The organism is Citrobacter sp. Ce119, assembly GCF_030334525.1.
Classification (GTDB): domain Bacteria; phylum Pseudomonadota; class Gammaproteobacteria; order Enterobacterales; family Enterobacteriaceae; genus Citrobacter; species Citrobacter europaeus.
The window spans coordinates 517,610-537,879 of sequence record NZ_JAOWDR010000059.1 but is presented as its reverse complement, the minus strand read 5'-3'; the positions used below and the strand labels follow the sequence as shown (position 1 = coordinate 537,879).

The following is a 20,270-nucleotide window of genomic DNA, read 5'->3' as shown; positions in this document are numbered from 1 at the left end:
TTAATAAACGTTAATATTTGTATGCTGAATAATTGGCAGGCTATCTATCAAGGTACAAATAATGACTATAAAAAAAACGGCGCTGGCGGTATCGATCGGCGCAGCAGTGGCATTAACGACCTTCGCCTCCCAGGCGGAAATCACGGTCCTGAAACAAGATCCGCAGGCGGGCGACCCGCTGAGCCGTCTTAACTTCACCGTCGGCGGGAGTATTCGTCCGCAGTTCCAGAATATGGCCGGTGACGATGGTAAGAATGGCTACAAACGTAATGGCTTCGACGGCGGGACGCGTTTCCGCTTCGCTGCTGACTACTATCTGTTTGATGACATCAGTTGGGTGAGCTACTACGAGCTGGGCGTTAACTTCCCGGCGATGTTCAACTGGGACAACCACTACGCTAACGGCGCCAACGATACCACGCGTCGTATGCTGTACACCGGTCTGAAGAGCGCGACCTGGGGTACGCTGACCTTCGGTCAACAGAACAGCATTTACTATGATGTGGTTGGTGCGAAAACGGATATCTGGGACTACGACATGATCGGTCAGGCGCCAGGTAACGGTATCAATGGCGACTATGACGGTTCCTATCGTACGCGTAAATCACTGAAGTATAAGAAAACGGTTGGCGATGTCGATCTCTACGCCTCTTATCTGTTCAGCGATGATTACAACCCGAACAACGGTCTGCGCTACAAACGTAAAGGCGGCGGCTCGTTGGGTGTGGATTATCACATCACCGATGACCTGACCTGGGGTACGGCGTGGAACTACACCCGTGCGGAAATGCGTGGCGACACCAGCAAAACCTACGATCAAAACATCGTTGGTACCGCGTTGAGTTGGAAACCGGACAACTGGACCTTCTCGATGGGCGGCGGTTGGTATCAAAACTTCATGACCACCAAAAAAGTGTCTGTTAATGACTACTTTGCCGGTGATGCCTGGGGTCTGGAATACTTCGCGGGTTACACCTTCCCGGTTGGTCAGTATGCGCTGAAATCTGTTCAGCCCTACTTTATGGGAGACCGTATTGAGTATGTGAATGGCCGTAACTACCTGCGTACTGACAACGGTGTGGGTATCAGCTTCCAGCTGGATTACGGTTTCCGTGTTGATTACGAACACGTATTCACCTCCAGCACCGACAATCTGGGTGATATGAACCTGGTTCGTCTGCGTTACGACTTCTAATCGAACGCCTGTCAAACGGAACGCCCGATGCGCTTGCGCTTATCGGGCCTACGGGAGCAGGGTGATCACGTTATTTGTAGGCCGGATAAGGCACTTGTGCCGACATCCGGCTTTTTCATGCCTTCTCTCATTTGAAAACACATTTCGCAACATCATGAAATAATTTCAAGGACAGCAGGTTGTGATCTGTGTCATGTTAACAATCAGCCTGTTAACGGGCCAACAAGAACAACGCCGCAAGAACGGCGTGAGACATGACACCACAACGTTAAAATGGAGAGATTATGGGATTGCGTCAGAGTTTACGCGTCGCGACCGGAGCGCTATTGCTGGCCTGCGGATTACAATTTGCTCATGCGAACAGCGATCCGCATACCATCGTGTTTGGCGTCGCGCCTGGGCCGTACGGTGATATGGTGAAACAGGCCATTGCCCCTACGCTGAAAGAGAAAGGCTATAAGGTCGTGGTGCGCGAATTCAGTGACTACGTGCAACCGAACATGGCGCTATCCAACGGCAGCATCGATGCCAACCTGTTCCAGCATTCACTCTACTTTGACAAATTCACCGCCGATAAAGGACTTAAGCTGAGCAAGCTGATTGTGGTCCCGACGGCCGGGATGGGTTTTTACTCACATAAAATCAAAAGCCTGGATGAGTTGAAAAAAGGGGATGTGATCACGCTGTCCAACGATCCGACCAACCTGGCCCGCGGTCTGCGTTTCCTGCAATCCATTGGCCTTATCACCATCAAAGACAATATCGATCCTACGAAAGCCTCCGAGCGCGATATCGCCAGCAACCCGAAAGGACTGGTGTTTAAACCGCTGGAAGCCGCGCAGCTGCCGCGCACTTTGGACGGTGTGACCGGCGCGTTGGTCAACGGTAACTTTGCCGTGGCGGCAAAACTGGATCTTTCCAGCGCCATCAAGCAAGAGCATCTGGACGAAAATCTGAAAAATATCATTGCGGTACGCAGTGAAGATGCGGATAAACCGTTCGCGAAAGATATTGTTGAAGCGGTGAAATCTCCGGCGTATCGCGCGGTGATTGATGATCCGCAAAACATCTACAGCGCCTTCCAGAAACCGGAATGGATGTCGGCAGCCCAATAATTGCTGCGCACAAGGGTTAACAGGGGCAGCGGCGACTGCCCTTTTCGCATTTCTGAGGTGGCTATGATTGAAATAGAAAAGGTATGCGTGGATTTTAGCGCAGGCCGTGGACCGTCAACCCGGGCGGTTGATGACGTCAGCTTGCGCATCGGCGCAGGTGAGATATTTGGCATTGTCGGGACCAGCGGCGCGGGGAAAAGTACGCTGCTGCGCACCCTGAACGCCTTAACGCGACCGAGTCAGGGAAGCGTGAAGGTGAACGGCGTAGAAATTTCCGCGCTGGAAGGCGCGCATCTACGTAAAGCTCGTCAACGTATCGGGATGATTTTTCAACATTTTAATCTGATGCATACCCGTACCGTGGCGCAAAACGTCGCCTTTAGCCTGAAGGCTGCCGGATGGGAGCGCAGTAAAATTGGCCCGCGCGTTAGCGAAATCCTGGCGCTGGTGGGGCTGTCTGACAAGGCAAACCGCTTTCCGGTTCAGCTCAGCGGCGGGCAAAAGCAGCGTGTGGGTATTGCCCGCGCGATTGCCAATCACCCGGATGTACTGCTATGTGATGAACCTACCTCCGCGCTGGATCTGGAAACCTCGGCCACGATTCTGGCGTTGCTTAAGCAGATCAATCAACAGTTGGGGATCACGATCGTACTGATCACTCACGAGATGAACGTGATCAAATCGATTTGCGATCGCGTGGCGGTGATGTCCGGCGGCAAGGTGGTTGAGTCCGGTGAGGTGTTTGACGTTTTTGCTCACCCACAGCACGCTTTCACGCAGCAACTGGTGTCGCATACCCTCAATTTGACGCTGCCCGAGCGTCTGCGCCAGCATCTGCCCGGTCAACTGCTAAAAATTCTGTTCATTGGCGATTCGGCGGAACAGCCGGTGTTGTCAGAAGTCGCGGTTAAATTTGGCGTGGCGGTGAACATTCTGCACGGCAAAATTGAATATATTGGCGAACGCGCGCTGGGGATTTTGGTGGTGCAACTGACCGCGCCGCATAACCCTTCAGCGGTGGAAGTCGCCGTGGAACATATTCGTCAACGTACTGCACAGGTGGAGGTGATTCGTGGATGATTTATTGCCTGATTTGACGCTGGCGTTTAATGAAACCTTCCAGATGCTGAGCATCTCTACGGTGCTGGCAATTATTGGCGGTCTGCCGCTCGGTTTCCTTATTTTTGTCACCGACCGGCATTTATTCTGGCAAAACCGTTTTGTGTATCTGCTCAGTTCCGTGCTGGTGAATATCATTCGTTCGGTGCCGTTTGTGATCCTGCTGGTGCTGCTGTTGCCGCTAACCCAGTTTTTACTTGGGAATACCATTGGCCCGATTGCGGCGTCGGTCCCACTCTCTGTGGCGGCAATCGCCTTCTATGCCCGTCTGGTCGACAGTGCGCTACGTGAAGTCGATAAAGGCATTATCGAGGCGGCGGAAGCGTTTGGTGCCAGCCCGATGCGCATCATCTGCACTGTTCTGTTACCGGAGGCGAGCGCGGGTCTGCTGCGTGGGTTGACGATAACGCTGGTGAGTCTGATCGGTTACTCCGCGATGGCCGGTATCGTTGGCGGCGGTGGAGTCGGCGACCTGGCGATTCGCTTTGGTTATTACCGCTACGAAACCCAGGTCATGGTCGTTACCGTGGTGGCGCTGATTATTCTGGTGCAGGTCGTTCAGGTGCTGGGCGACTGGCTGGCAAAACGCGCAGATAAGCGCGACAGACACTGATCACTGTGCGTTAAGCCAGTCGGCAACGTCCTGCCAGGTGCCGCGAAAGACGATTTTCGCGGCTTTCTTTTCCAGTTGATAGCGATACATCGGGTCGTAATACTCGTTGAGCAACGGCACCAGCCAGCCCATATGGGCGTCGGTGCTGCCCGTCGCCTGCTGTTCGCGCAGAGCCACGTCGAGCAGGGCGGTCAACTCGGCAAAACGTTGTAAACCCAGGCGACGGCGGATAGCAAACAGGCCGTGGTGCAGATAGTCACTGTACTCCTGCCAGCCCTGGCTCTCGCCATAAGCATGGGTAAAATCGTGGTGCATTCGCACGAAATACTCTTCGCGCAGTCGCTCCAGACGACGCTCAAAAGGATCGTCAACCACCGCTATAGATGCCTGGGTCATACGCTCTCGCAGGCATTCGGGCAGATGATTAGCCCCGATCATGCGGCCTTCATCTTCCAGTACCCACAGGCGTAGAGCCTGACGGCTGTCGGTTTTGAGCATTTCGACCGCCAGCAGGTTTTCAAAACTCGCCTGGCTTAGCTGCGGTTCCACGGTACGTCCAAACGAGGAGCCGCGATGGTGAGCCAGTCCTTCGAGATCCACACCGTTCGGCTGCTGTTGTACCAACTGCGTTTTGCCGTTCCCGGTACAGCCGCCGATTAAGACGATCGGTTTTTGCACCAGTTCTTCAGTCAGTTGAATCGCTGCCTGACGCAATGCTTTATAACCACCTTGTATCAGCGGGTAGTCAATGCCGGACTCGTGCAGCCACTGCTGCACAATATGCGAACGCTGACCGCCGCGTGCGCAGCATAGGTAGCCCGCAGGATTTTGACGACAGGCATCCTGCCAGGCACGTATTCTCTGCTGGCGGGTTTCACCCGAGACCAGTTGATGGCCCAATTCGAGCGCAGCCTCAGGCCCCTGACGTTTATAACAGGTACCCACGGCGGCACGTTCGTCATCGTTCATTAAGGGGAGATTGACTGCCCCCGGCATCGCGCCTTGTTGAAATTCGACGGGGGCGCGTACATCGATTATAGGCGTACCGGCGAGCAGAATTGCGCGATAGTCCGTTCCATCGTTCATGTTTGATCCTGAAAATACAAAACAGCAATGGAGGGGATTTTACGCGCCAGAGGAGGGGCCGGGGAAGGATAAAATCAACTCCCCGGCATTAATGGTTTATTTCAGCTTTGACTGCGCCCAGATGATACCGCTGGCATATTCCGGCGGCAGCAGGGGAATAAGCGCTTCCAGCGTGGCGCTAAGGCGCGCGGTATCGCTGTCGCTCAGGTTCAGGTGACCCACCTTACGCCCTTCACGCACTTCTTTGTCATACCAATGCAGGTGCACCAGCGGTAGCTTCAGCCAGTCGTAGTTCAGGTCGCTGCCGATTAGGTTTACCATCACCGAAGGATTGTTCACCACCGGCGTCGGCAGCGGCAGGCCGGTAATGGCGCGCAGATGCAGTTCAAACTGGCTGATGCTGGCGCCGTTTTGCGTCCAGTGCCCGCTGTTGTGCACGCGGGGAGCCAGTTCGTTAATCAGCAGACCCTCTGGGGTGATGAAACACTCCATTGCCATCACGCCGACATAGCCCAGCTCCTGCATGATGGCAGAGAGCATCGCTTCGGCCTGTTCCTGCTGTCTGGCGTTAGCCTGCGGGAAGACTACGCTGGTGCGCAGAATGCCGTCCTGGTGCAGGTTATGGGTCAGCGGATAGAAGACGGTGCTGCCGTCGTGCGCACGAGCGCCAACCAGGGAGACTTCACCGGAGAAGTTGATTCCCCGCTCAACGATGCATTCGCCGTAGCAATCGTCCGGCAGTTGTTCGATTTCATTTGCGCGCAAACGCCACTGCCCACGACCGTCGTAGCCGCCGACGCGACGCTTCACAATCGCCAACTCGCCGAGTTTGTCAAACACCGCAGACCATTCGCTTTGATCCGCCAGCAGCTGCCATGGCGCGGTCGCCAGGTTGAGTTTGTCAAAAAGCTGTTTTTGCGTCAGACGGTCAGCAATAATCGGGAAGACGTCGCGGTTAACAAACGCCGGATGACGCGCCAGTTCGCGGGTTAGCGCCGTTTCCGGCCAGCGCTCAATCTCAGCGGTGATCACGCTTTGTTGAAAAGGAACGGCAGCCGGTTCAGCGTCCAGCCCGACGGGCCAGACCGCAATGCCCAGCGGCTCGCCGGCCTGGCGCAGCATGCGTCCTAGCTGACCGTTACCGAGTACGCAGACCTGCTTCATGCGACACCTCGCGGGTCCGGGTTCTCCAGCACCTCATCGGTTTGCGCTTTGCGCCAGTCGTTCAGACGCTGGTGTAAGGCTTTGTCGTGTGTTGCCAGAATTTGCGCGGCCAGCAGGGCCGCATTGGCCGCGCCCGCTTTGCCGATCGCCAGCGTGCCCACCGGAATACCGCGAGGCATTTGAACGATGGAATAAAGGCTATCTACGCCGCTCAATGCTGCGCTTTGTACCGGAACGCCTAAAACAGGCACCAACGTTTTCGCCGCAATCATGCCTGGCAAATGTGCAGCACCACCGGCACCGGCAATAATCACCTGATAGCCGTTCTCTTCAGCGCCTTCAGCGAAACTGAACAGTTTGTCTGGGGTACGGTGGGCAGAGACGACCTCAACATGGTGTGGAACGTCCAACATTTCGAAGATTTCGGCGGCGAACTGCATGGTAGCCCAGTCGCTTTTGGACCCCATCACGATGGCGACACGCGCCGGATTATTGCGGGAAGACATGCGTCTGAAAACTCCTGTGGTGCACTACACTCGACTTTTGAGGGCACAGAGAATAGCATAATTCATCGTCAAGGAAAACGATTGCGCGCTTTACACTTCACTCTTCAAGCTGCCTCTTTGTTGGCTGCATCTGCTCACCCCAGTCACTTACTTTTGTAAGCTCCAGGGGATTCACAGATTTGCCGCCTCGATGCAACTCGAATAGTTTTGTGTAAAGAGGAACTGCATATCTGCAGAATTAAAACGGAAATACGATCAGTTCAACGTCGTCTGGTGTGACTTTGATCATCGAACCTTCGCTGTGCCATGCGCCTAATACCACGCGGAAAGCAGGTTGCTCATTGGCAGAAAGTTCGTGGACCGCCGGGCGGTGGGTATGGCCGTGAATTAACCACTGAACCTGATGTTTTTCCATCTCAGCGATAACGGCCTGCTGATTCACATCCATGATCTCCAGCGACTTGCTGCTGTTGGCCGCTTTGCTGTTGGCGCGCATTCTCGCAGCGATTCGCTGGCGAACGAACAGCGGCAGGGCGAGGAACAGTTTCTGTAACCAGGGTTGATGCACTTTGGCGCGAAATGCCTGATAGCCCGCGTCGTCGGTGCATAAGGTGTCGCCATGCATGATCAGCACCCTGCGGCCATACAGGTCGAGCACTTTTTCTTCGGGAAGCAAGGTCATGCCGCTCTCACGGGCAAAACGTTTGCCGAGCAGAAAATCACGGTTGCCGTGAATAAAAAAGCAGGGAACGCCGGAATCCGCCAGCGATTTTATCGCCGCGGCCATTTCATGATGCAGCGGATTAGGATCGTCGTCGCCAATCCAGGCTTCAAACAGGTCACCGAGAATGTACAGCGCATCGGCCTTTCGCGCATCGCCGGCTAAAAAACGCAGAAAACCGGCGGTGATCGCCGGTTCTTCTGTGCAGAGGTGAAGATCTGCAATAAACAGTGTCGTCACGATTACTCGCTGACGGTCACGTTTTCGATGATGACGTCTTCTTTAGGCACATCCTGGTGCATACCGCTGCGACCGGTGGAAACGCCTTTGATTTTATCAACCACGTCCATGCCTTCAACAACTTCAGCGAACACGCAGTAACCCCAACCCTGCATGCTTTCGCCGGAGAAGTTCAGGAAGTCGTTGTCTGCAACGTTGATGAAGAACTGTGCGGTTGCGGAGTGCGGAGCCTGAGTACGCGCCATCGCCAGCGTACCACGGGTGTTTTTCAAACCGTTGTTCGCTTCGTTTTTGATCGCTTCTTTCGTGGCTTTTTGCTTCATGCCTGGCTCGAAACCACCGCCCTGGATCATGAAACCGTTAATAACACGGTGGAAAATGGTGTTGTTGTAAAAACCTTCGCGGCAGTAGTCCAGGAAGTTTTTAACTGTTTCAGGCGCTTTATCATCAAACGTTTTGATTACGATATCGCCGTGATTAGTGTGGAAAGTAACCATTTTTGCATCCTGTTCCGATAGATTGGTGCTTCGACCCCGTCAAGGGTCAGAGTTAGGGGTGTGTTATAGCATAACCGCAAGCTGCGATCACCTCGCAAAGTGTGCTGCTTCCGGTCTAAATTATGGGTATTATACAGACTTTACTATCCACACACGTCTACACGGAATCTTCGATGTTAAAAATCTTTAATACACTGACGCGCCAAAAAGAGGAATTCAAACCTATTCATGCCGGGGAAGTCGGCATGTACGTGTGTGGTATTACCGTTTACGATCTCTGTCATATTGGTCACGGACGTACCTTTGTTTCTTTCGACGTCGTCGCGCGCTATCTGCGCTTCCTCGGCTATAAGCTGAAGTATGTGCGCAACATTACCGATATTGATGACAAAATCATCAAACGCGCGAATGAAAACGGCGAAAGCTTTGTGGCGTTAGTCGACAGAATGATCGCGGAAATGCATAGCGATTTCGACGCGCTGAATATTCTGCGCCCGGACCTGGAGCCGCGCGCTACACACCATATCGCTGAGATTATTGAAATCACTGAACAGCTGATTGCCAAAGGTCACGCTTACGTGGCTGATAACGGCGACGTGATGTTCGACGTGCCGACTGACCCGAATTACGGTCAACTATCACGTCAGGATCTGGAACAGTTGCAGGCGGGTGCGCGCGTTGACGTGGTTGATGTGAAGCACAACCCTATGGACTTCGTGCTGTGGAAAATGTCCAAAGAAGGCGAGCCGAGCTGGCCGTCTCCGTGGGGCGCAGGCCGTCCGGGTTGGCACATTGAGTGTTCGGCAATGAACTGCAAACAGCTGGGCAACCATTTCGATATTCATGGCGGCGGTTCAGACCTGATGTTCCCGCACCATGAAAACGAAATCGCTCAGTCCACCTGCGCGCATGACGGTGAATACGTCAATTACTGGATGCACTCCGGGATGGTAATGGTTGACCGCGAGAAAATGTCCAAATCGCTGGGCAACTTCTTTACCGTGCGCGACGTACTTAAGTACTACGACGCCGAAACCATCCGCTACTTCCTGATGTCGGGTCATTACCGTAGCCAGTTAAACTACAGCGAAGAGAACCTGAAGCAGGCGCGTTCTGCGCTGGAGCGTCTGTATACCGCGCTGCGCGGCACCGACAAATCCGTTGCTCCTGCTGGTGGCGAAGCCTTTGAGGCGCGCTTTATTGAAGCGATGGACGATGACTTCAATACGCCGGAAGCCTACTCAGTGCTGTTTGATATGGCGCGTGAGGTTAACCGTCTGAAGGGTGAAGATATGGCGGCGGCGAACGGCATGGCTGCGCATCTGCGTAAGCTTTCCAGCGTGCTGGGACTACTGGAACAGGATCCAGAAGCGTTCCTGCAAAGCGGTGCGCAGGCGGATGACGGTGAAGTTGCTGAAATTGAAGCGTTAATCCAACAGCGTCTGGACGCCCGTAAGGCGAAAGACTGGGCGGCAGCCGACGCCGCGCGTGACCGTCTCAACGAGATGGGCATCGTGCTGGAAGACGGCCCGCAGGGCACCACCTGGCGTCGTAAGTAACTCTCTATTGCCGGATGGCGTCTAACGCCTTATCCGGCCTACGATGTAATGATCGGTAGGCCTGATAAGCTTAGCGCCATCAGGCACTATTAATGACGTCTATACCACCACAGCACACCCATCATCATCACTCCCGGTAGCCACACCCATAATAATTCCGAAATAATCACCTGGTGCCCGTAAGGGGTCGCGTAGCGTGATAGCGCGAACGGGGCGACTTTAATCACCTGCCACGGCGCGAAGAAGCGTTCATCCGACCACGGCCACAGCCAGCCAACGCCTTTGCCGCCGGTGGTGACCGAATCCAACAGACTGTGCGACAGCAGTGATACCGTCAGGAATAGCCAGCAGCGAATCAATCCCGCCTTAAACCATCGTCGGCCAATCACTACGCAAAGCAGCGGCACGACAAAAGCAAACAGCAGGGAGTGGGTAAAACCACGGTGACCAAACACGTTGCCGTAGGCGACGCCAAGTTTAAAAGACAGTACGTCGGCGTCCGGCAGCATAGCCAGAATGACGCCTGTAAACAGTAATCGCGGGGGGATGACTTTAAGTCCGAGACCTAACCCTAAACAGAGCGGAACGGCTGCGTGCGTGACGATAGTTGGCATGATGATCGCTTCATGTGGAAAAACAACATGCTAACAGTTCACTGTGAAGCGGCGGTGAAGTCATTATCTGAAAAAGAGAGGGGAGGTGGCCGGACAAGAAATGACCTTATCCGGCACCGGGATCACGCTACGACGTTAATGCTGTGGCCTTCAAAGCTGACGGTCTGACCGGCAACGATTTTGCAGCGTTTACGCGTTTCAACAGCGCCATCGACCTTCACTAACCCTTCGCCAATAGCAATTTTTGCCTGAGCACCGCTTTCGCTCCAGCCTTCCAGCTTCAGCAAATCGCAGAGTTCAACGTGTGGGTGTTTACCCAGTGAAAATGTGGCCATTTTAAACGTCCTTTACATCATGATATTCAACACACGCCTGCAGCGTGTTTTCGATAAGTGTGGCGACCGTCATTGGGCCTACGCCGCCGGGTACCGGCGTGATATATGACGCGCGTGCGGCAGCATCTTCAAAGACCACATCGCCAACAACTTTACCATTCTCCAGACGGTTGATGCCGACATCAATCACAATCGCACCTTCTTTGATCCACTCGCCGGGTATAAAGCCAGGTTTGCCGACGGCAACAATCAGCAGGTCAGCATGTTCAACATGGCGGCGCAGATCTTTGGTGAACCGGTGGGTGACGGTGGTGGTGCAGCCTGCCAGCAGCAGCTCCATGCTCATCGGGCGACCAACAATATTCGACGCGCCAATGACGACCGCATTCAGACCGTAGGTGTCGATGTTGTAACGTTCAAGCAGGGTTACAATGCCGCGTGGGGTACACGGACGTAGGCGTGGCGCACGCTGGCACAGGCGACCGACGTTATACGGGTGGAAACCGTCAACGTCTTTATCCGGCGCAATACGCTCCAGCACTTTAACGTTGTCGATACCCGCAGGTAACGGCAGCTGTACCAGGATACCGTCGATGGTGGTATCTGCATTGAGCGTATCGATCAGCTCAAGAAGCTCCGCTTCGCTGGTGGTTTCAGGCAGGTCATAGGAGCGGGAGACAAACCCCACCTCGTCACAGGCTTTGCGTTTACTCGCAACATAAATCTGCGAAGCCGGGTTGCTACCTACCAGCACAACAGCCAGGCCTGGGGCGCGTAATCCAGCCGCTAAACGCGCCTGAACTTTTTGAGCAACCTCAGAGCGCACCTGCTGCGCAATCGTTTTACCGTCAATAATCTTTGCTGCCATCAGAGAGAGGATTCCGTCTGTTACGTTAAACCGAAGGGGATGCCGCTATTTTGTCAGAAGCGGGACGTGCTGTCAGTTTTCGTTTGCGTTTTTACGTGCGATAGGAGGCGTTACTGTCGGCGAAAGGGGTCAGGTCAGAGGCTAAAGCCTTACGGGTAATTAATGAGCATGCTAATTAAAGTTAACGTGAATGAAACAATTCATCACCCTGGTCTTTTCATGGGTAATATGTCGCAAACCAGTCTGTTACGCTTAATTTTGGGTGATTTTACCTCATTTTCACCCAGATTTTTCCTGGGGCCTATTAAGAATTAGCCAGGGCCATTAAAAGGAATTGCAGGTATTTTTCATTAATTGAAATGTTTAATTTATCGCTGTGACGAATAGTCATATTCGCGAAGATAAATTAGTGAATCAAATACTCAGGAGAGTTGGGGTAAACGGTTAGCTAATTCTCTTGCGAGATATATCTTTACAGGATGCAGAGATAATTAGCCTGACATTTAATGTCGATAATGAGTCAAACGGATCCCGCAGGACGCCGGAGCCGGATGTGTGTAATTCAAGGGAAATCCATGAAACGTAAATTAATGACCTCTTCTGTTATTGCCAGCCTGATGTTAGTCGCAGGTGCGGCGGTTGCGGCCGATCCGGTAAGCGTTAGCGGCGGAACTGTGCATTTTGAAGGTGAACTGGTCAATGCAGCCTGTGCAGTCAGTACTCAGTCATCCGATCAGGTTGTCACCTTAGGCCAGTATCGTACTGCAAGTTTTGCCGCAGTGGGTGATACGACGGCACAAATTCCGTTCTCTATCGTCCTGAACGACTGTGACCCGAAAGTTGCCGCAACCGCAGCCGTTGCTTTCTCTGGTCAGTCTGATATTACCAATAACAACCTGCTGGCCGTCACTTCTGCAGACAACGGTACTACTGCCAGCGGCGTCGGGATTGAAATTCTGGACAATACGTCCACCGCGCTGAAGCCGGATGGAGCCACCTTCTCTACCGCTCAGGCGCTGGTTGAAGGGACCAACACCCTGCGTTTCTCTGCGCGTTATAAAGCCACTGCTGCAAGCGCAACGCCGGGTCAGGCAAATGCTGACGCGACGTTCATCATGAAGTACGAATAAGCCGTTTTGATTTGCGCAAGGATGCAGTACGCCTCATTGGATGAGGCAATATCCGGGGATGATGAAGGATGCGGCAGATGATAGGGAAAGGCGTGGCGCTGGCGGGAATGCTGTGCGTAATGCCCGTGTTTGCACATACGGTAATACTGGAAAGTGGCCGCGTCCACCTACGCGGGCAACTGGTCAACGGGGCCTGTACGGTCGCCACTGACAGTCAGAATATGCGGGTGCAAATGGGGCAGTATCGCACTAATGCTTTCTCCGGGACGGGAAGCTTTGCCTCTACCAGCGTACCGTTTTCACTGCGTTTAACCTCGTGCAGTTCTGATGTCTACGACCATGTTGGGATTGCGTTTGCGGGCGTGACGCCAGCGGAAGATCCGCAGGTTTTCCTTGCCAGCGGCGATGCTTCTGCGGCTTCGGGGATCGGTCTGGCATTATTTGACGAGCGCCAACGGCAAATTATTCCAAATGCGCTGCCGCTTCATTATGCGCCGATTATAACGCAAGAGATGACGTTTCATTTCACTGCTCGTTATCGGGCTGTCTCGGAAAATATAACGCCGGGAATGCTTCGTTCAGACGTGTGGTTTACGTTGGTTTATCCCTGATTTATTTCCCAACGATAATCGCATCAAAGGTATTTGTAGCTATGTCTAATTATCTGAAATCAGGTTTTATCCTTTTACTGGCCTTATTTTCTGCTGCCAGTGTTCAGGCTGCCGGCGGTATTGCATTAGGCGCCACTCGCGTTATTTATCCGGCTGATGCCAAACAAACATCCCTGTCTATCAGCAATAGCGATACCAAAGAGCGTTACCTGGTAAATTCCTGGATTGAGAATAGCGCAGGCGTTAAAGAAAAATCATTTGTGGTTACGCCTCCACTGTTTGTCAGCGAGCCCAAAAGCGAAAATACGCTGCGTATCATCTATGCCGGCGAACCGCTGCCCAAAGATCGTGAGTCTCTGTTCTGGATGAATGTGAAAGCCATTCCGTCAGTCAATAAAAACAGCCTTGAGGGCAAAAACGTTCTGCAACTGGCGATTCTGTCACGTATCAAACTTTTCGTCCGTCCGAATAATTTGCCGCAAATCCCAGAAGATGCGCCTGGGATGCTGACGTTTTCCCGTTCCGGTAACCACCTGAAAATCAATAATCCGTCAGCGTATTACGTCACATTGGTCAATCTCAATGTGGGGAAAACAAAGGTCGATAACGTGATGGTTGCGCCGAAAAGCGATGCGCAGATCCAACTACCAACGGGCGTTCAGGGCAACGTCACGTTCCAGACGGTCAATGATTATGGCGCTGTGACTCCGGCCAAAACGGTTAGCGTGCGTTGAGATAACGATGAATAAGACAACGTATTTTCCTGGCCTGTTACCGGGGGTTACGCCACCGCTGGCAGGGGTGGCGTTGTCCACGCTGGCGGCGCTCTTTCCCTCTTTAAGCCATGGGGAAAGCTATTTTAATCCGGCCTTTTTATCTGCGGATACGGCAACCGTGGCGGATTTATCACGCTTTGAAAAAGGCAATCACCAGCCTGAAGGCGTTTATCGCGTGGATATCTGGCGCAACGATGAGTTTGTGGCCACTCAGGATATTCGTTTTGCGACCAGTGCGGGAAAAGCCGGGGAGAAGTCTGGTGGGCTGATGCCGTGTTTTGGACTCGACTGGGTGAAACGCCTTGGCGTCAATATCGCCGCGTTTCCGGCACTCAGTAAGGACCCGAACGATACCTGCATCAATCTGCCTGAAGCGATTCCAGGCAGCGAGATTGCATTTGATTTTTCTACCTTGCGCCTCAACGTCAGCCTGCCGCAAGCGTCGATGTTAAACAGCGCGCGTGGCTATATCCCACCAGAAGAGTGGGATGAAGGGATCCCGGCTGCGCTGGTTAACTACAGTTTTACCGGCAGTCGCGGCAGTGATGCGGACAGCTATTTCCTGAGTATGCTCAGTGGTCTGAACTATGGCCCATGGCGGTTGAGAAATAACGGCGCGTGGAGCTATTCCAGGGGCGATGGATACCATTCACAAAGCTGGAAAAACATCGGTACATGGCTTCAGCGCGCGATTATCCCGCTGAAAGGCGAACTGGTGATGGGCGACAGCAACACCGGCAACGACGTTTTTGACAGCGTCGGGTTTCGCGGTGCGCGGCTCTATTCCTCAGACAGTATGTATCCTGACAGCTTACAAGGCTATGCGCCTACCGTTCGCGGCATTGCGCGTACCGCAGCGAAACTGACCATTCGTCAGAATGGCTATGTGATTTATCAAAGCTATGTTTCACCCGGCGCGTTCTCGATAACCGATCTCAACCCGACGTCATCCAGCGGTGACCTTGAGGTCACTGTGGATGAGAAAGACGGCAGTCAGCAACGCTATACGGTGCCGTACTCAACGGTTCCCTTATTACAGCGAGAAGGGCGTTTCAAGTATGACGTGGTCGCCGGGGATTTTCGCAGTGGCAATAGCCAGCAATCCTCACCGTTCTTTTTCCAGGGAACATTAATTGCCGGGTTACCAGAAGGCTACACCGCATATGGTGGTACGCAGTTGGCTTCACGCTACACCGCGATGGTTTTAGGCACTGGTCGAAATCTCGGGGACTGGGGGGCGGTTTCTGTCGATCTTACCCACGCGCGTAGCCAACTGGCGGATGACAGTACGCACCAGGGGCAGTCTTTGCGTTTCCTGTATGCGAAATCGTTGAACAATTTTGGCACTAACTTCCAGCTGTTGGGGTATCGCTACTCAACGCGTGGCTTCTATACCCTCGATGACGTCGCGTACCGCAGTATGGAAGGCTATGAGTACGAATACGACAGTGAGGGCAATCGCCACGACGTGCCCAATGTGAAGAGCTACCACAACCTGAGCTACAGCAAAAAAGGTCGTTTCCAGATAAACATTTCGCAGAATCTGGGGGATTACGGATCGCTGTATGTCTCGGGTAGCCAGCAAACGTACTGGAATACCTCAGATACCAATACCTGGTACCAGGTAGGCTATGCCAGTGGCTGGCAGGGGATTAGCTATTCACTCTCCTGGTCGTGGAATGAATCGGTTGGCATCTCCGACACCGACCGTATTCTGGCGTTCAATATGTCAGTCCCGTTCAGCCTGCTAAGCGGGCGGCGCTACTCGCGTGACAACGCCCTCGATCGCACCTACGCCACCTTTAATGCCAACCGCAATAGCAACGGACAAAACAGTTGGCAGAGCGGAGTCGGCGGTACGCTGCTGGATGGACGCAACCTGAGCTACAGCGTGAATCAAGGGCACAGTAGCACCAATGGCTATAGTGGAAACGCCAGCGCCAACTGGCAGGCGGCCTATGGCACGCTCGGCGTGGGATACAACTATGACCGCGACCAGCATGACTACAACTGGCAACTCTCCGGCGGCGTGGTGGGTCACGCGGACGGCATTACGCTCAGTCAGCCTCTGGGCGATACCAACGTGCTGATTAAAGCGCCTGGCGCGCAGGGGGTGCGGATAGAAAACCAGACCGGCGTTCAAACCGACTGGCGTGGATACGCGGTGATGCCGTATGCCACCGTCTATCGCTATAACCGCGTCGCGTTAGACACCAATTCCATGAACAACAATACCGATGTGGAAAATAACGTCAGCAGCGTAGTGCCAACGCAAGGGGCGTTGGTGCGGGCGGCGTTTGATACGCGAATCGGCGTGCGGGCACTGATTACCGCGAAATATGCCGGTAAACCCGTGCCGTTTGGTTCCGTTGTGCGGGAGAACACCAGCGGTGTGACCAGTATGGTGGGTGAAGACGGGCAAATTTATCTCAGTGGTCTGCCGCTAAAAGGCGAGTTGCTGATCCAATGGGGAGAAGGCGCAAAAGCTCGCTGCACGGCGCGCTATGCCTTGCCTGAAGAGAGCCTGAAACAGGCGGTGACGATCACGAACGTGACGTGCGAATCTCCAACGGCACGACAGGAATAATACGATGAAACGACAAACGGGTTTGTTACTGGGAAGTGCTTTACTGCTGATGGCCCATTCGTCCTGGGCGACGGTCTGCCAAAACTCGAATGGCACACCAACGGATGTTTTTTACGATCTGTCGAACGTGTTTAACAGCAGCAACAACCAGCCGGGTCAGGTCGTGACGTTACCGGAAAAATCGGGCTGGGTTGGCGTTAATGCCACCTGTCCGGCTGGGACAACGGTAAATTACACCTATAGAAGCTATGTGACTGAACTGCCGGTTCAAAGTACCGAGGGTGGATTTCAGTACCTGAAGCTCAATGACTACCTGCTGGGGGCCATGAGCATCACCGACAGCTACGCTGGGTTGTTTTATCCTCCTCGTAATTATATCCGCATGGGGACTCACCCTAACGTATCTAAGCAGCAGCCTTTTGGCGTAATGGATTCAAAGCTGGTGTTTAAACTCAAAGTGATCCGCCCGTTTATTAACATGGTGCCGATCCCCCGGCAGACGATGTTCAGCGTTTATGTTACGACCAGTACCGGAGATGCGTTAAGCACGCCGGTTTACACCATCAGCTACAGCGGCAAGGTGGAGGTTCCACAAAACTGTGAGGTGAACGCCGGACAGATTGTCGAATTTGATTTTGGTGATATTGGCGCATCACTGTTTAGCAAGGCGGGGGCGGGAAACCGGCCAGAAGGCATTAATCCGCAGACCAAAACGGTGGCGATAAAATGCACCAACGTCGCCGCACAGGCCTACTTAACCATGCGTGTAGAGGCCGAGAAAGCCACCGGGCAAATGATGGTTTCTGATAACTCAGATTTAGGTTTTATTGTCGCCGACGGCAATGGCAGACCGCTGACGCCTAATAATCTGTCCAGCACGATTCCGTTTCAACTGGACGACAACGCCGCGGCAAGCGTGGGCATTCGGGCATGGCCGGTCAGCGTGACGGGCAATAAGCCCACCGAAGGACCCTTTACAGCCCGTGGCTATCTGCGAGTGGATTATGACTAACAAGCAAACGCCCGCCGCAGGGACACTCCTGGCAATGGTGTCTCTGCTGACATTCAGTTCGTTGTGCCATGCCGCTTCGTCGCTGGGAGAAATCAATATTGAACTGCGCGGTAACGTGGTGGACTTTACCTGTGCGGTAATTGCCAGCGACAGCAACAAGTCTGTGGAGCTAGGCACCTGGCCGACAAAGCAGCTTCAGACCAGTGGAGAGACCACGCAACCGGTCGCGTTTACGCTGAAGCTGGAAGGCTGCCCGCCCGGATCCGCTTCGATAACGTTTTCCGGAACACCGGCCCCAGGCACGACGTTGCTGGCGCTTGATGATGCGGTGATGGCGCAAAAGGTGGCGATCGAATTGCATGACAGCGATCGCACGCGATTGCCGCTCGAACAGGCCAGCCAGACCGTGGGGATTGATGAGAACGGCAATGCCACGCTGACCTTTTTCGCCAACTATATCGCGTTAGCAGACGGGGTTCAGCCTGGTCTCGCCAGGGCTGATGCCACGTTTATGATTAACTATAACTAATCAATGTGCTGACAAAACACTCCCGAACGACATCTCGCCGGGAGTGTTATTACATTAATTCATGCATTTTTGCGTAATCAATCAGCTCAACGATGGTGTGTAATCCGAGCTTGGAGTAGATATTCGCCTTGTGAGCGCTAATCGTTTTATTGCTGAGTAACAACTGCTCAGCAATTTCCTTATTGGACAGCCCGTTTGCCAGATAACGCAAAACGGTAACCTCGCGGTTAGAGAGCGGCATGTCATTCAAGACGCCTTTCTGTGCATTTATATTGTTAATGAAATTAAGGGTATCCGAAGGGAAAAAAGAATATCCCGATAAAATCATTTTTACCGCATTGTAGATATCATTGAGATCCTTTCGTTTACTGACAAAACCATTTGCACCGGCCCTGATAGCACGCCCGGCATAAAATGACTCAGATTTTGAGGACAGAAACAGTACCCGAGTTTTCTCCTGCAATGACTTTATTCTTTTGAGTAATGTAAACCCATCAGAGCCAGGTAGTTCAATATCCAGAATGACAAGATCGACCGGGTGCGTGCGCAGGTGTTCTATTGCCGTACGGCTGTCATCGGTTTTCAGCACTACTTGAATATTACTGTTTTTCTCGAGTAGTACTTCTATCGACATTCTGACAATAGGGTGTTCGTCCATAATGATAACGGATGCTGGTTTCATTGTTGTATGCCTCAAACTGTTTGCGTATCTTGCGAATTTGATAAAACATCAGGCGTTATAATATTGTCAAATAGCCAAGAATTGTTCTGAGGGAGAGCCGAATAAATATTATTTCATCCTTGTTTATTCGGTTGTTCTTCTGCAGAACAATGAATTTGTGGAAAATCCATTTCACACCGGGAAAACTAACAATTAATCAGGAAACTGTGGGGATTATACCTGCTCTGTTCTTTCGGAAAAGACTTACAACATCCCGGTTGTTAATGTCAGTTAGGATGTTCTGAAAGATCCAGGTGTCTTAATGGCTATTGGCATTATTTATCTGCAGTTCGAATTATGGCAGATTGAAAAATTTTTTTAAACAGTAAAAACGATATGATAAACTAATTGTTTAGGTTTTGTTAAGGCGGCATTAAGGTGGTTTTATATTGAAATGCACAGAATCTGTAAGGTTTACTGTGACAGTCGCACCAGACATAATACCAGGAATAGTTGTAAATATTAAATTTTTGTAAAAATTAGATCTGTTTTCTTATTCAAGAATAAGTAATTTCTTAAAAAATCTTATGGGACAGGAGGTTATGGTGTTAATTAAAATGAGGAGAGGTAACGTTGAGGCGATGTATCAGATGTAAGAAGCGTTGCCTGCTGGGCAATCCCAGGCGCGTAATCAACTTGTTCAGACGATAGATGATGCGGTGGTAGGGGAGAGTCTGTAACAATGCAATCTTTTTTAATGAGTTACCTTGTAAAAGTAAGGCAATCATCTCCCAATCGAGCTGGTTTATGCGCCTGGAATGAATATAGTTTAGAGCCGGATATAATAAGGCGTGACGCATCTCCGGGAGGCGTAAATTGCGTGACAAGATATAAAATGGACCAGACAGTGAAATAAAAGAGGTAAGGTCTTCATCGCGATTCGATAGCATTATGAAGATTTGAATGTCATTACGCTTCTTAATTAATTGACGCAGACCTTCAAGTATATCGAAATAAGGAGTTGTTAAGCCTTCTATGTCAATCACTAACTGGCTAATTACCGGCTCTTGCATGCTGAGCAACGCCGATTCAACGCTCTGGAAGATCCCCGTGCGAGTGCCTGAAAATAAATGCCGGCTCAGCGCATAGGCCAGATAGTAGTCTGTCGTAATTATCGCCTGAGATATAGTGTCGTCCGGTAATGTGTATTCGAGTTTTTGCGCCAGATACTCGAGCCGGTCAAATACCTGTGAGGTACAGTGGGGATATTGCCAGGTACAGTTAGCGTTTCGTATACGGCGATAGCGGTCCCGGCGTTTTGCGCTGTGCATC

General features: G+C 52.4%; 21 protein-coding genes. 11 read left to right on the top strand and 10 right to left on the bottom strand.

Annotated elements, in window-relative coordinates; all coding sequences use genetic code 11:
- Positions 1-61 precede the first annotated feature (61 nt).
- From OGV80_RS19540 to OGV80_RS19525, 4 genes are all read left to right on the top strand, one after another.
- A complete protein-coding gene (locus tag OGV80_RS19540; RefSeq protein WP_043015451.1) occupies positions 62-1,195 on the top strand; it encodes a porin in 1,134 nt (377 codons plus the stop codon).
- Between the two features lie 284 nt (positions 1,196-1,479).
- Positions 1,480-2,310 carry a MetQ/NlpA family ABC transporter substrate-binding protein gene (locus OGV80_RS19535; protein ID WP_038638419.1) on the top strand — a complete coding sequence of 277 codons (831 nt, stop codon included), beginning with the start codon at positions 1,480-1,482 and terminating at the stop codon, positions 2,308-2,310.
- A 63-nt stretch (positions 2,311-2,373) separates the two neighbouring features.
- Positions 2,374-3,390 carry a virulence-associated ABC transporter ATP-binding protein SfbB gene (gene sfbB, locus OGV80_RS19530; protein WP_043015452.1) on the top strand — a complete coding sequence of 339 codons (1,017 nt, stop codon included), beginning with the start codon at positions 2,374-2,376 and terminating at the stop codon, positions 3,388-3,390.
- Positions 3,383-4,042, top strand: coding sequence for a methionine ABC transporter permease (locus OGV80_RS19525; protein WP_043015453.1), 660 nt, complete (start codon positions 3,383-3,385; stop codon positions 4,040-4,042). The genes sfbB and OGV80_RS19525 overlap by 8 nt, the downstream gene beginning before the upstream one ends.
- Here OGV80_RS19525 and mnmH read toward each other — a convergent pair whose 3' ends face one another.
- The 5 genes from mnmH to ppiB all read right to left on the bottom strand — a co-directional run bounded on the left by mnmH (position 4,043) and on the right by ppiB (position 8,256).
- A complete protein-coding gene (mnmH, locus tag OGV80_RS19520) occupies positions 4,043-5,128 on the bottom strand; it encodes a tRNA 2-selenouridine(34) synthase MnmH (protein WP_087053059.1) in 1,086 nt (361 codons plus the stop codon).
- 96 nt (positions 5,129-5,224) lie between these two features.
- Entirely contained in the window at positions 5,225-6,292 is a 1,068-nt protein-coding gene (gene purK / locus OGV80_RS19515) for a 5-(carboxyamino)imidazole ribonucleotide synthase (protein WP_043015472.1), read from the bottom strand.
- Entirely contained in the window at positions 6,289-6,798 is a 510-nt protein-coding gene (gene purE / locus OGV80_RS19510) for a 5-(carboxyamino)imidazole ribonucleotide mutase (RefSeq protein WP_043015473.1), read from the bottom strand. Before purE ends, purK begins: the two co-directional genes overlap by 4 nt.
- A gap of 238 nt (positions 6,799-7,036) precedes the next feature.
- On the bottom strand, positions 7,037-7,759 hold the full coding sequence (lpxH, locus tag OGV80_RS19505; RefSeq protein WP_043015474.1) for a UDP-2,3-diacylglucosamine diphosphatase: 723 nt from the start codon (positions 7,757-7,759) through the stop codon (positions 7,037-7,039).
- Between the two features lie 2 nt (positions 7,760-7,761).
- Positions 7,762-8,256: a peptidylprolyl isomerase B gene (gene ppiB / locus OGV80_RS19500; RefSeq protein WP_003021875.1), complete on the bottom strand. Its 495-nt coding sequence runs from the start codon at positions 8,254-8,256 to the stop codon at positions 7,762-7,764.
- 173 nt (positions 8,257-8,429) lie between these two features.
- On the opposite strand from ppiB, the gene cysS reads away from it, so the two are divergent.
- A complete protein-coding gene (gene cysS / locus OGV80_RS19495) occupies positions 8,430-9,815 on the top strand; it encodes a cysteine--tRNA ligase (protein ID WP_047412902.1) in 1,386 nt (461 codons plus the stop codon).
- Positions 9,816-9,904: 89 nt separating this feature from the next.
- Here the strand turns inward: cysS and OGV80_RS19490 are convergent, their stop codons facing one another.
- The 3 genes from OGV80_RS19490 to folD form a co-directional block, all read right to left on the bottom strand.
- Positions 9,905-10,429, bottom strand: coding sequence for a metal-dependent hydrolase (locus OGV80_RS19490; RefSeq protein ID WP_075145043.1), 525 nt, complete (start codon positions 10,427-10,429; stop codon positions 9,905-9,907).
- Between the two features lie 122 nt (positions 10,430-10,551).
- Entirely contained in the window at positions 10,552-10,764 is a 213-nt protein-coding gene (gene ybcJ / locus OGV80_RS19485; protein WP_016152124.1) for a ribosome-associated protein YbcJ, read from the bottom strand.
- A gap of 1 nt (position 10,765) precedes the next feature.
- Positions 10,766-11,632 carry a bifunctional methylenetetrahydrofolate dehydrogenase/methenyltetrahydrofolate cyclohydrolase FolD gene (folD, locus tag OGV80_RS19480; protein WP_003021887.1) on the bottom strand — a complete coding sequence of 289 codons (867 nt, stop codon included), beginning with the start codon at positions 11,630-11,632 and terminating at the stop codon, positions 10,766-10,768.
- Positions 11,633-12,207: 575 nt separating this feature from the next.
- Between folD and fimA the strand changes: the two genes are divergently transcribed.
- The 6 genes from fimA (at position 12,208) to sfmF (ending at position 18,277) form a co-directional block, all read left to right on the top strand.
- A complete protein-coding gene (gene fimA / locus OGV80_RS19475) occupies positions 12,208-12,762 on the top strand; it encodes a type 1 fimbrial major subunit FimA (RefSeq protein WP_043015478.1) in 555 nt (184 codons plus the stop codon).
- Between the two features lie 77 nt (positions 12,763-12,839).
- Entirely contained in the window at positions 12,840-13,373 is a 534-nt protein-coding gene (fimI, locus tag OGV80_RS19470; protein ID WP_047412895.1) for a type 1 fimbrial protein subunit FimI, read from the top strand.
- Positions 13,374-13,414: 41 nt separating this feature from the next.
- Positions 13,415-14,107 (top strand): type 1 fimbria chaperone FimC, encoded by a 693-nt coding sequence (gene fimC / locus OGV80_RS19465; RefSeq protein ID WP_047412892.1) that lies wholly within the window; start codon positions 13,415-13,417, stop codon positions 14,105-14,107.
- 7 nt (positions 14,108-14,114) lie between these two features.
- Positions 14,115-16,736: a fimbrial biogenesis usher protein gene (locus OGV80_RS19460; protein WP_087053058.1), complete on the top strand. Its 2,622-nt coding sequence runs from the start codon at positions 14,115-14,117 to the stop codon at positions 16,734-16,736.
- A 4-nt stretch (positions 16,737-16,740) separates the two neighbouring features.
- Positions 16,741-17,748: a type 1 fimbria D-mannose specific adhesin FimH gene (gene fimH / locus OGV80_RS19455; protein WP_043015482.1), complete on the top strand. Its 1,008-nt coding sequence runs from the start codon at positions 16,741-16,743 to the stop codon at positions 17,746-17,748.
- A gap of 34 nt (positions 17,749-17,782) precedes the next feature.
- Positions 17,783-18,277: a fimbria assembly protein gene (gene sfmF / locus OGV80_RS19450; RefSeq protein WP_087051608.1), complete on the top strand. Its 495-nt coding sequence runs from the start codon at positions 17,783-17,785 to the stop codon at positions 18,275-18,277.
- A gap of 49 nt (positions 18,278-18,326) precedes the next feature.
- On the opposite strand, the gene fimZ is transcribed toward sfmF, so the two are convergent.
- Positions 18,327-18,959 carry a fimbria biosynthesis transcriptional regulator FimZ gene (gene fimZ / locus OGV80_RS19445; RefSeq protein WP_043015484.1) on the bottom strand — a complete coding sequence of 211 codons (633 nt, stop codon included), beginning with the start codon at positions 18,957-18,959 and terminating at the stop codon, positions 18,327-18,329.
- A 587-nt stretch (positions 18,960-19,546) separates the two neighbouring features.
- A complete protein-coding gene (fimY, locus tag OGV80_RS19440) occupies positions 19,547-20,269 on the bottom strand; it encodes a fimbria biosynthesis regulator FimY (RefSeq protein ID WP_043015485.1) in 723 nt (240 codons plus the stop codon).
- Position 20,270 lies beyond the last annotated feature (1 nt).

Excerpts from the sequence above, each read along its gene's own strand:
- sfbB (WP_043015452.1), top strand. The coding sequence starts at position 2,374 with ATGATTGAAATAGAAAAGGTATGCGTGGATTTTAGCGCAGGCCGTGGA.
- fimZ (WP_043015484.1), bottom strand. The coding sequence starts at position 18,959 with ATGAAACCAGCATCCGTTATCATTATGGACGAACACCCTATTGTCAGA.
- purE (WP_043015473.1), bottom strand. The coding sequence starts at position 6,798 with ATGTCTTCCCGCAATAATCCGGCGCGTGTCGCCATCGTGATGGGGTCC.
- folD (WP_003021887.1), bottom strand. The coding sequence starts at position 11,632 with ATGGCAGCAAAGATTATTGACGGTAAAACGATTGCGCAGCAGGTGCGC.
- mnmH (WP_087053059.1), bottom strand. The coding sequence starts at position 5,128 with ATGAACGATGGAACGGACTATCGCGCAATTCTGCTCGCCGGTACGCCT.
- fimC (WP_047412892.1), top strand. The coding sequence starts at position 13,415 with ATGTCTAATTATCTGAAATCAGGTTTTATCCTTTTACTGGCCTTATTT.
- OGV80_RS19460 (WP_087053058.1), top strand. The coding sequence starts at position 14,115 with ATGAATAAGACAACGTATTTTCCTGGCCTGTTACCGGGGGTTACGCCA.
- ybcJ (WP_016152124.1), bottom strand. The coding sequence starts at position 10,764 with ATGGCCACATTTTCACTGGGTAAACACCCACACGTTGAACTCTGCGAT.
- fimA (WP_043015478.1), top strand. The coding sequence starts at position 12,208 with ATGAAACGTAAATTAATGACCTCTTCTGTTATTGCCAGCCTGATGTTA.
- OGV80_RS19540 (WP_043015451.1), top strand. The coding sequence starts at position 62 with ATGACTATAAAAAAAACGGCGCTGGCGGTATCGATCGGCGCAGCAGTG.
- fimH (WP_043015482.1), top strand. The coding sequence starts at position 16,741 with ATGAAACGACAAACGGGTTTGTTACTGGGAAGTGCTTTACTGCTGATG.
- sfmF (WP_087051608.1), top strand. The coding sequence starts at position 17,783 with ATGGTGTCTCTGCTGACATTCAGTTCGTTGTGCCATGCCGCTTCGTCG.
- ppiB (WP_003021875.1), bottom strand. The coding sequence starts at position 8,256 with ATGGTTACTTTCCACACTAATCACGGCGATATCGTAATCAAAACGTTT.
- OGV80_RS19490 (WP_075145043.1), bottom strand. The coding sequence starts at position 10,429 with ATGCCAACTATCGTCACGCACGCAGCCGTTCCGCTCTGTTTAGGGTTA.
- OGV80_RS19535 (WP_038638419.1), top strand. The coding sequence starts at position 1,480 with ATGGGATTGCGTCAGAGTTTACGCGTCGCGACCGGAGCGCTATTGCTG.
- cysS (WP_047412902.1), top strand. The coding sequence starts at position 8,430 with ATGTTAAAAATCTTTAATACACTGACGCGCCAAAAAGAGGAATTCAAA.
- purK (WP_043015472.1), bottom strand. The coding sequence starts at position 6,292 with ATGAAGCAGGTCTGCGTACTCGGTAACGGTCAGCTAGGACGCATGCTG.
- fimY (WP_043015485.1), bottom strand. The coding sequence starts at position 20,269 with ATGCACAGCGCAAAACGCCGGGACCGCTATCGCCGTATACGAAACGCT.
- fimI (WP_047412895.1), top strand. The coding sequence starts at position 12,840 with ATGATAGGGAAAGGCGTGGCGCTGGCGGGAATGCTGTGCGTAATGCCC.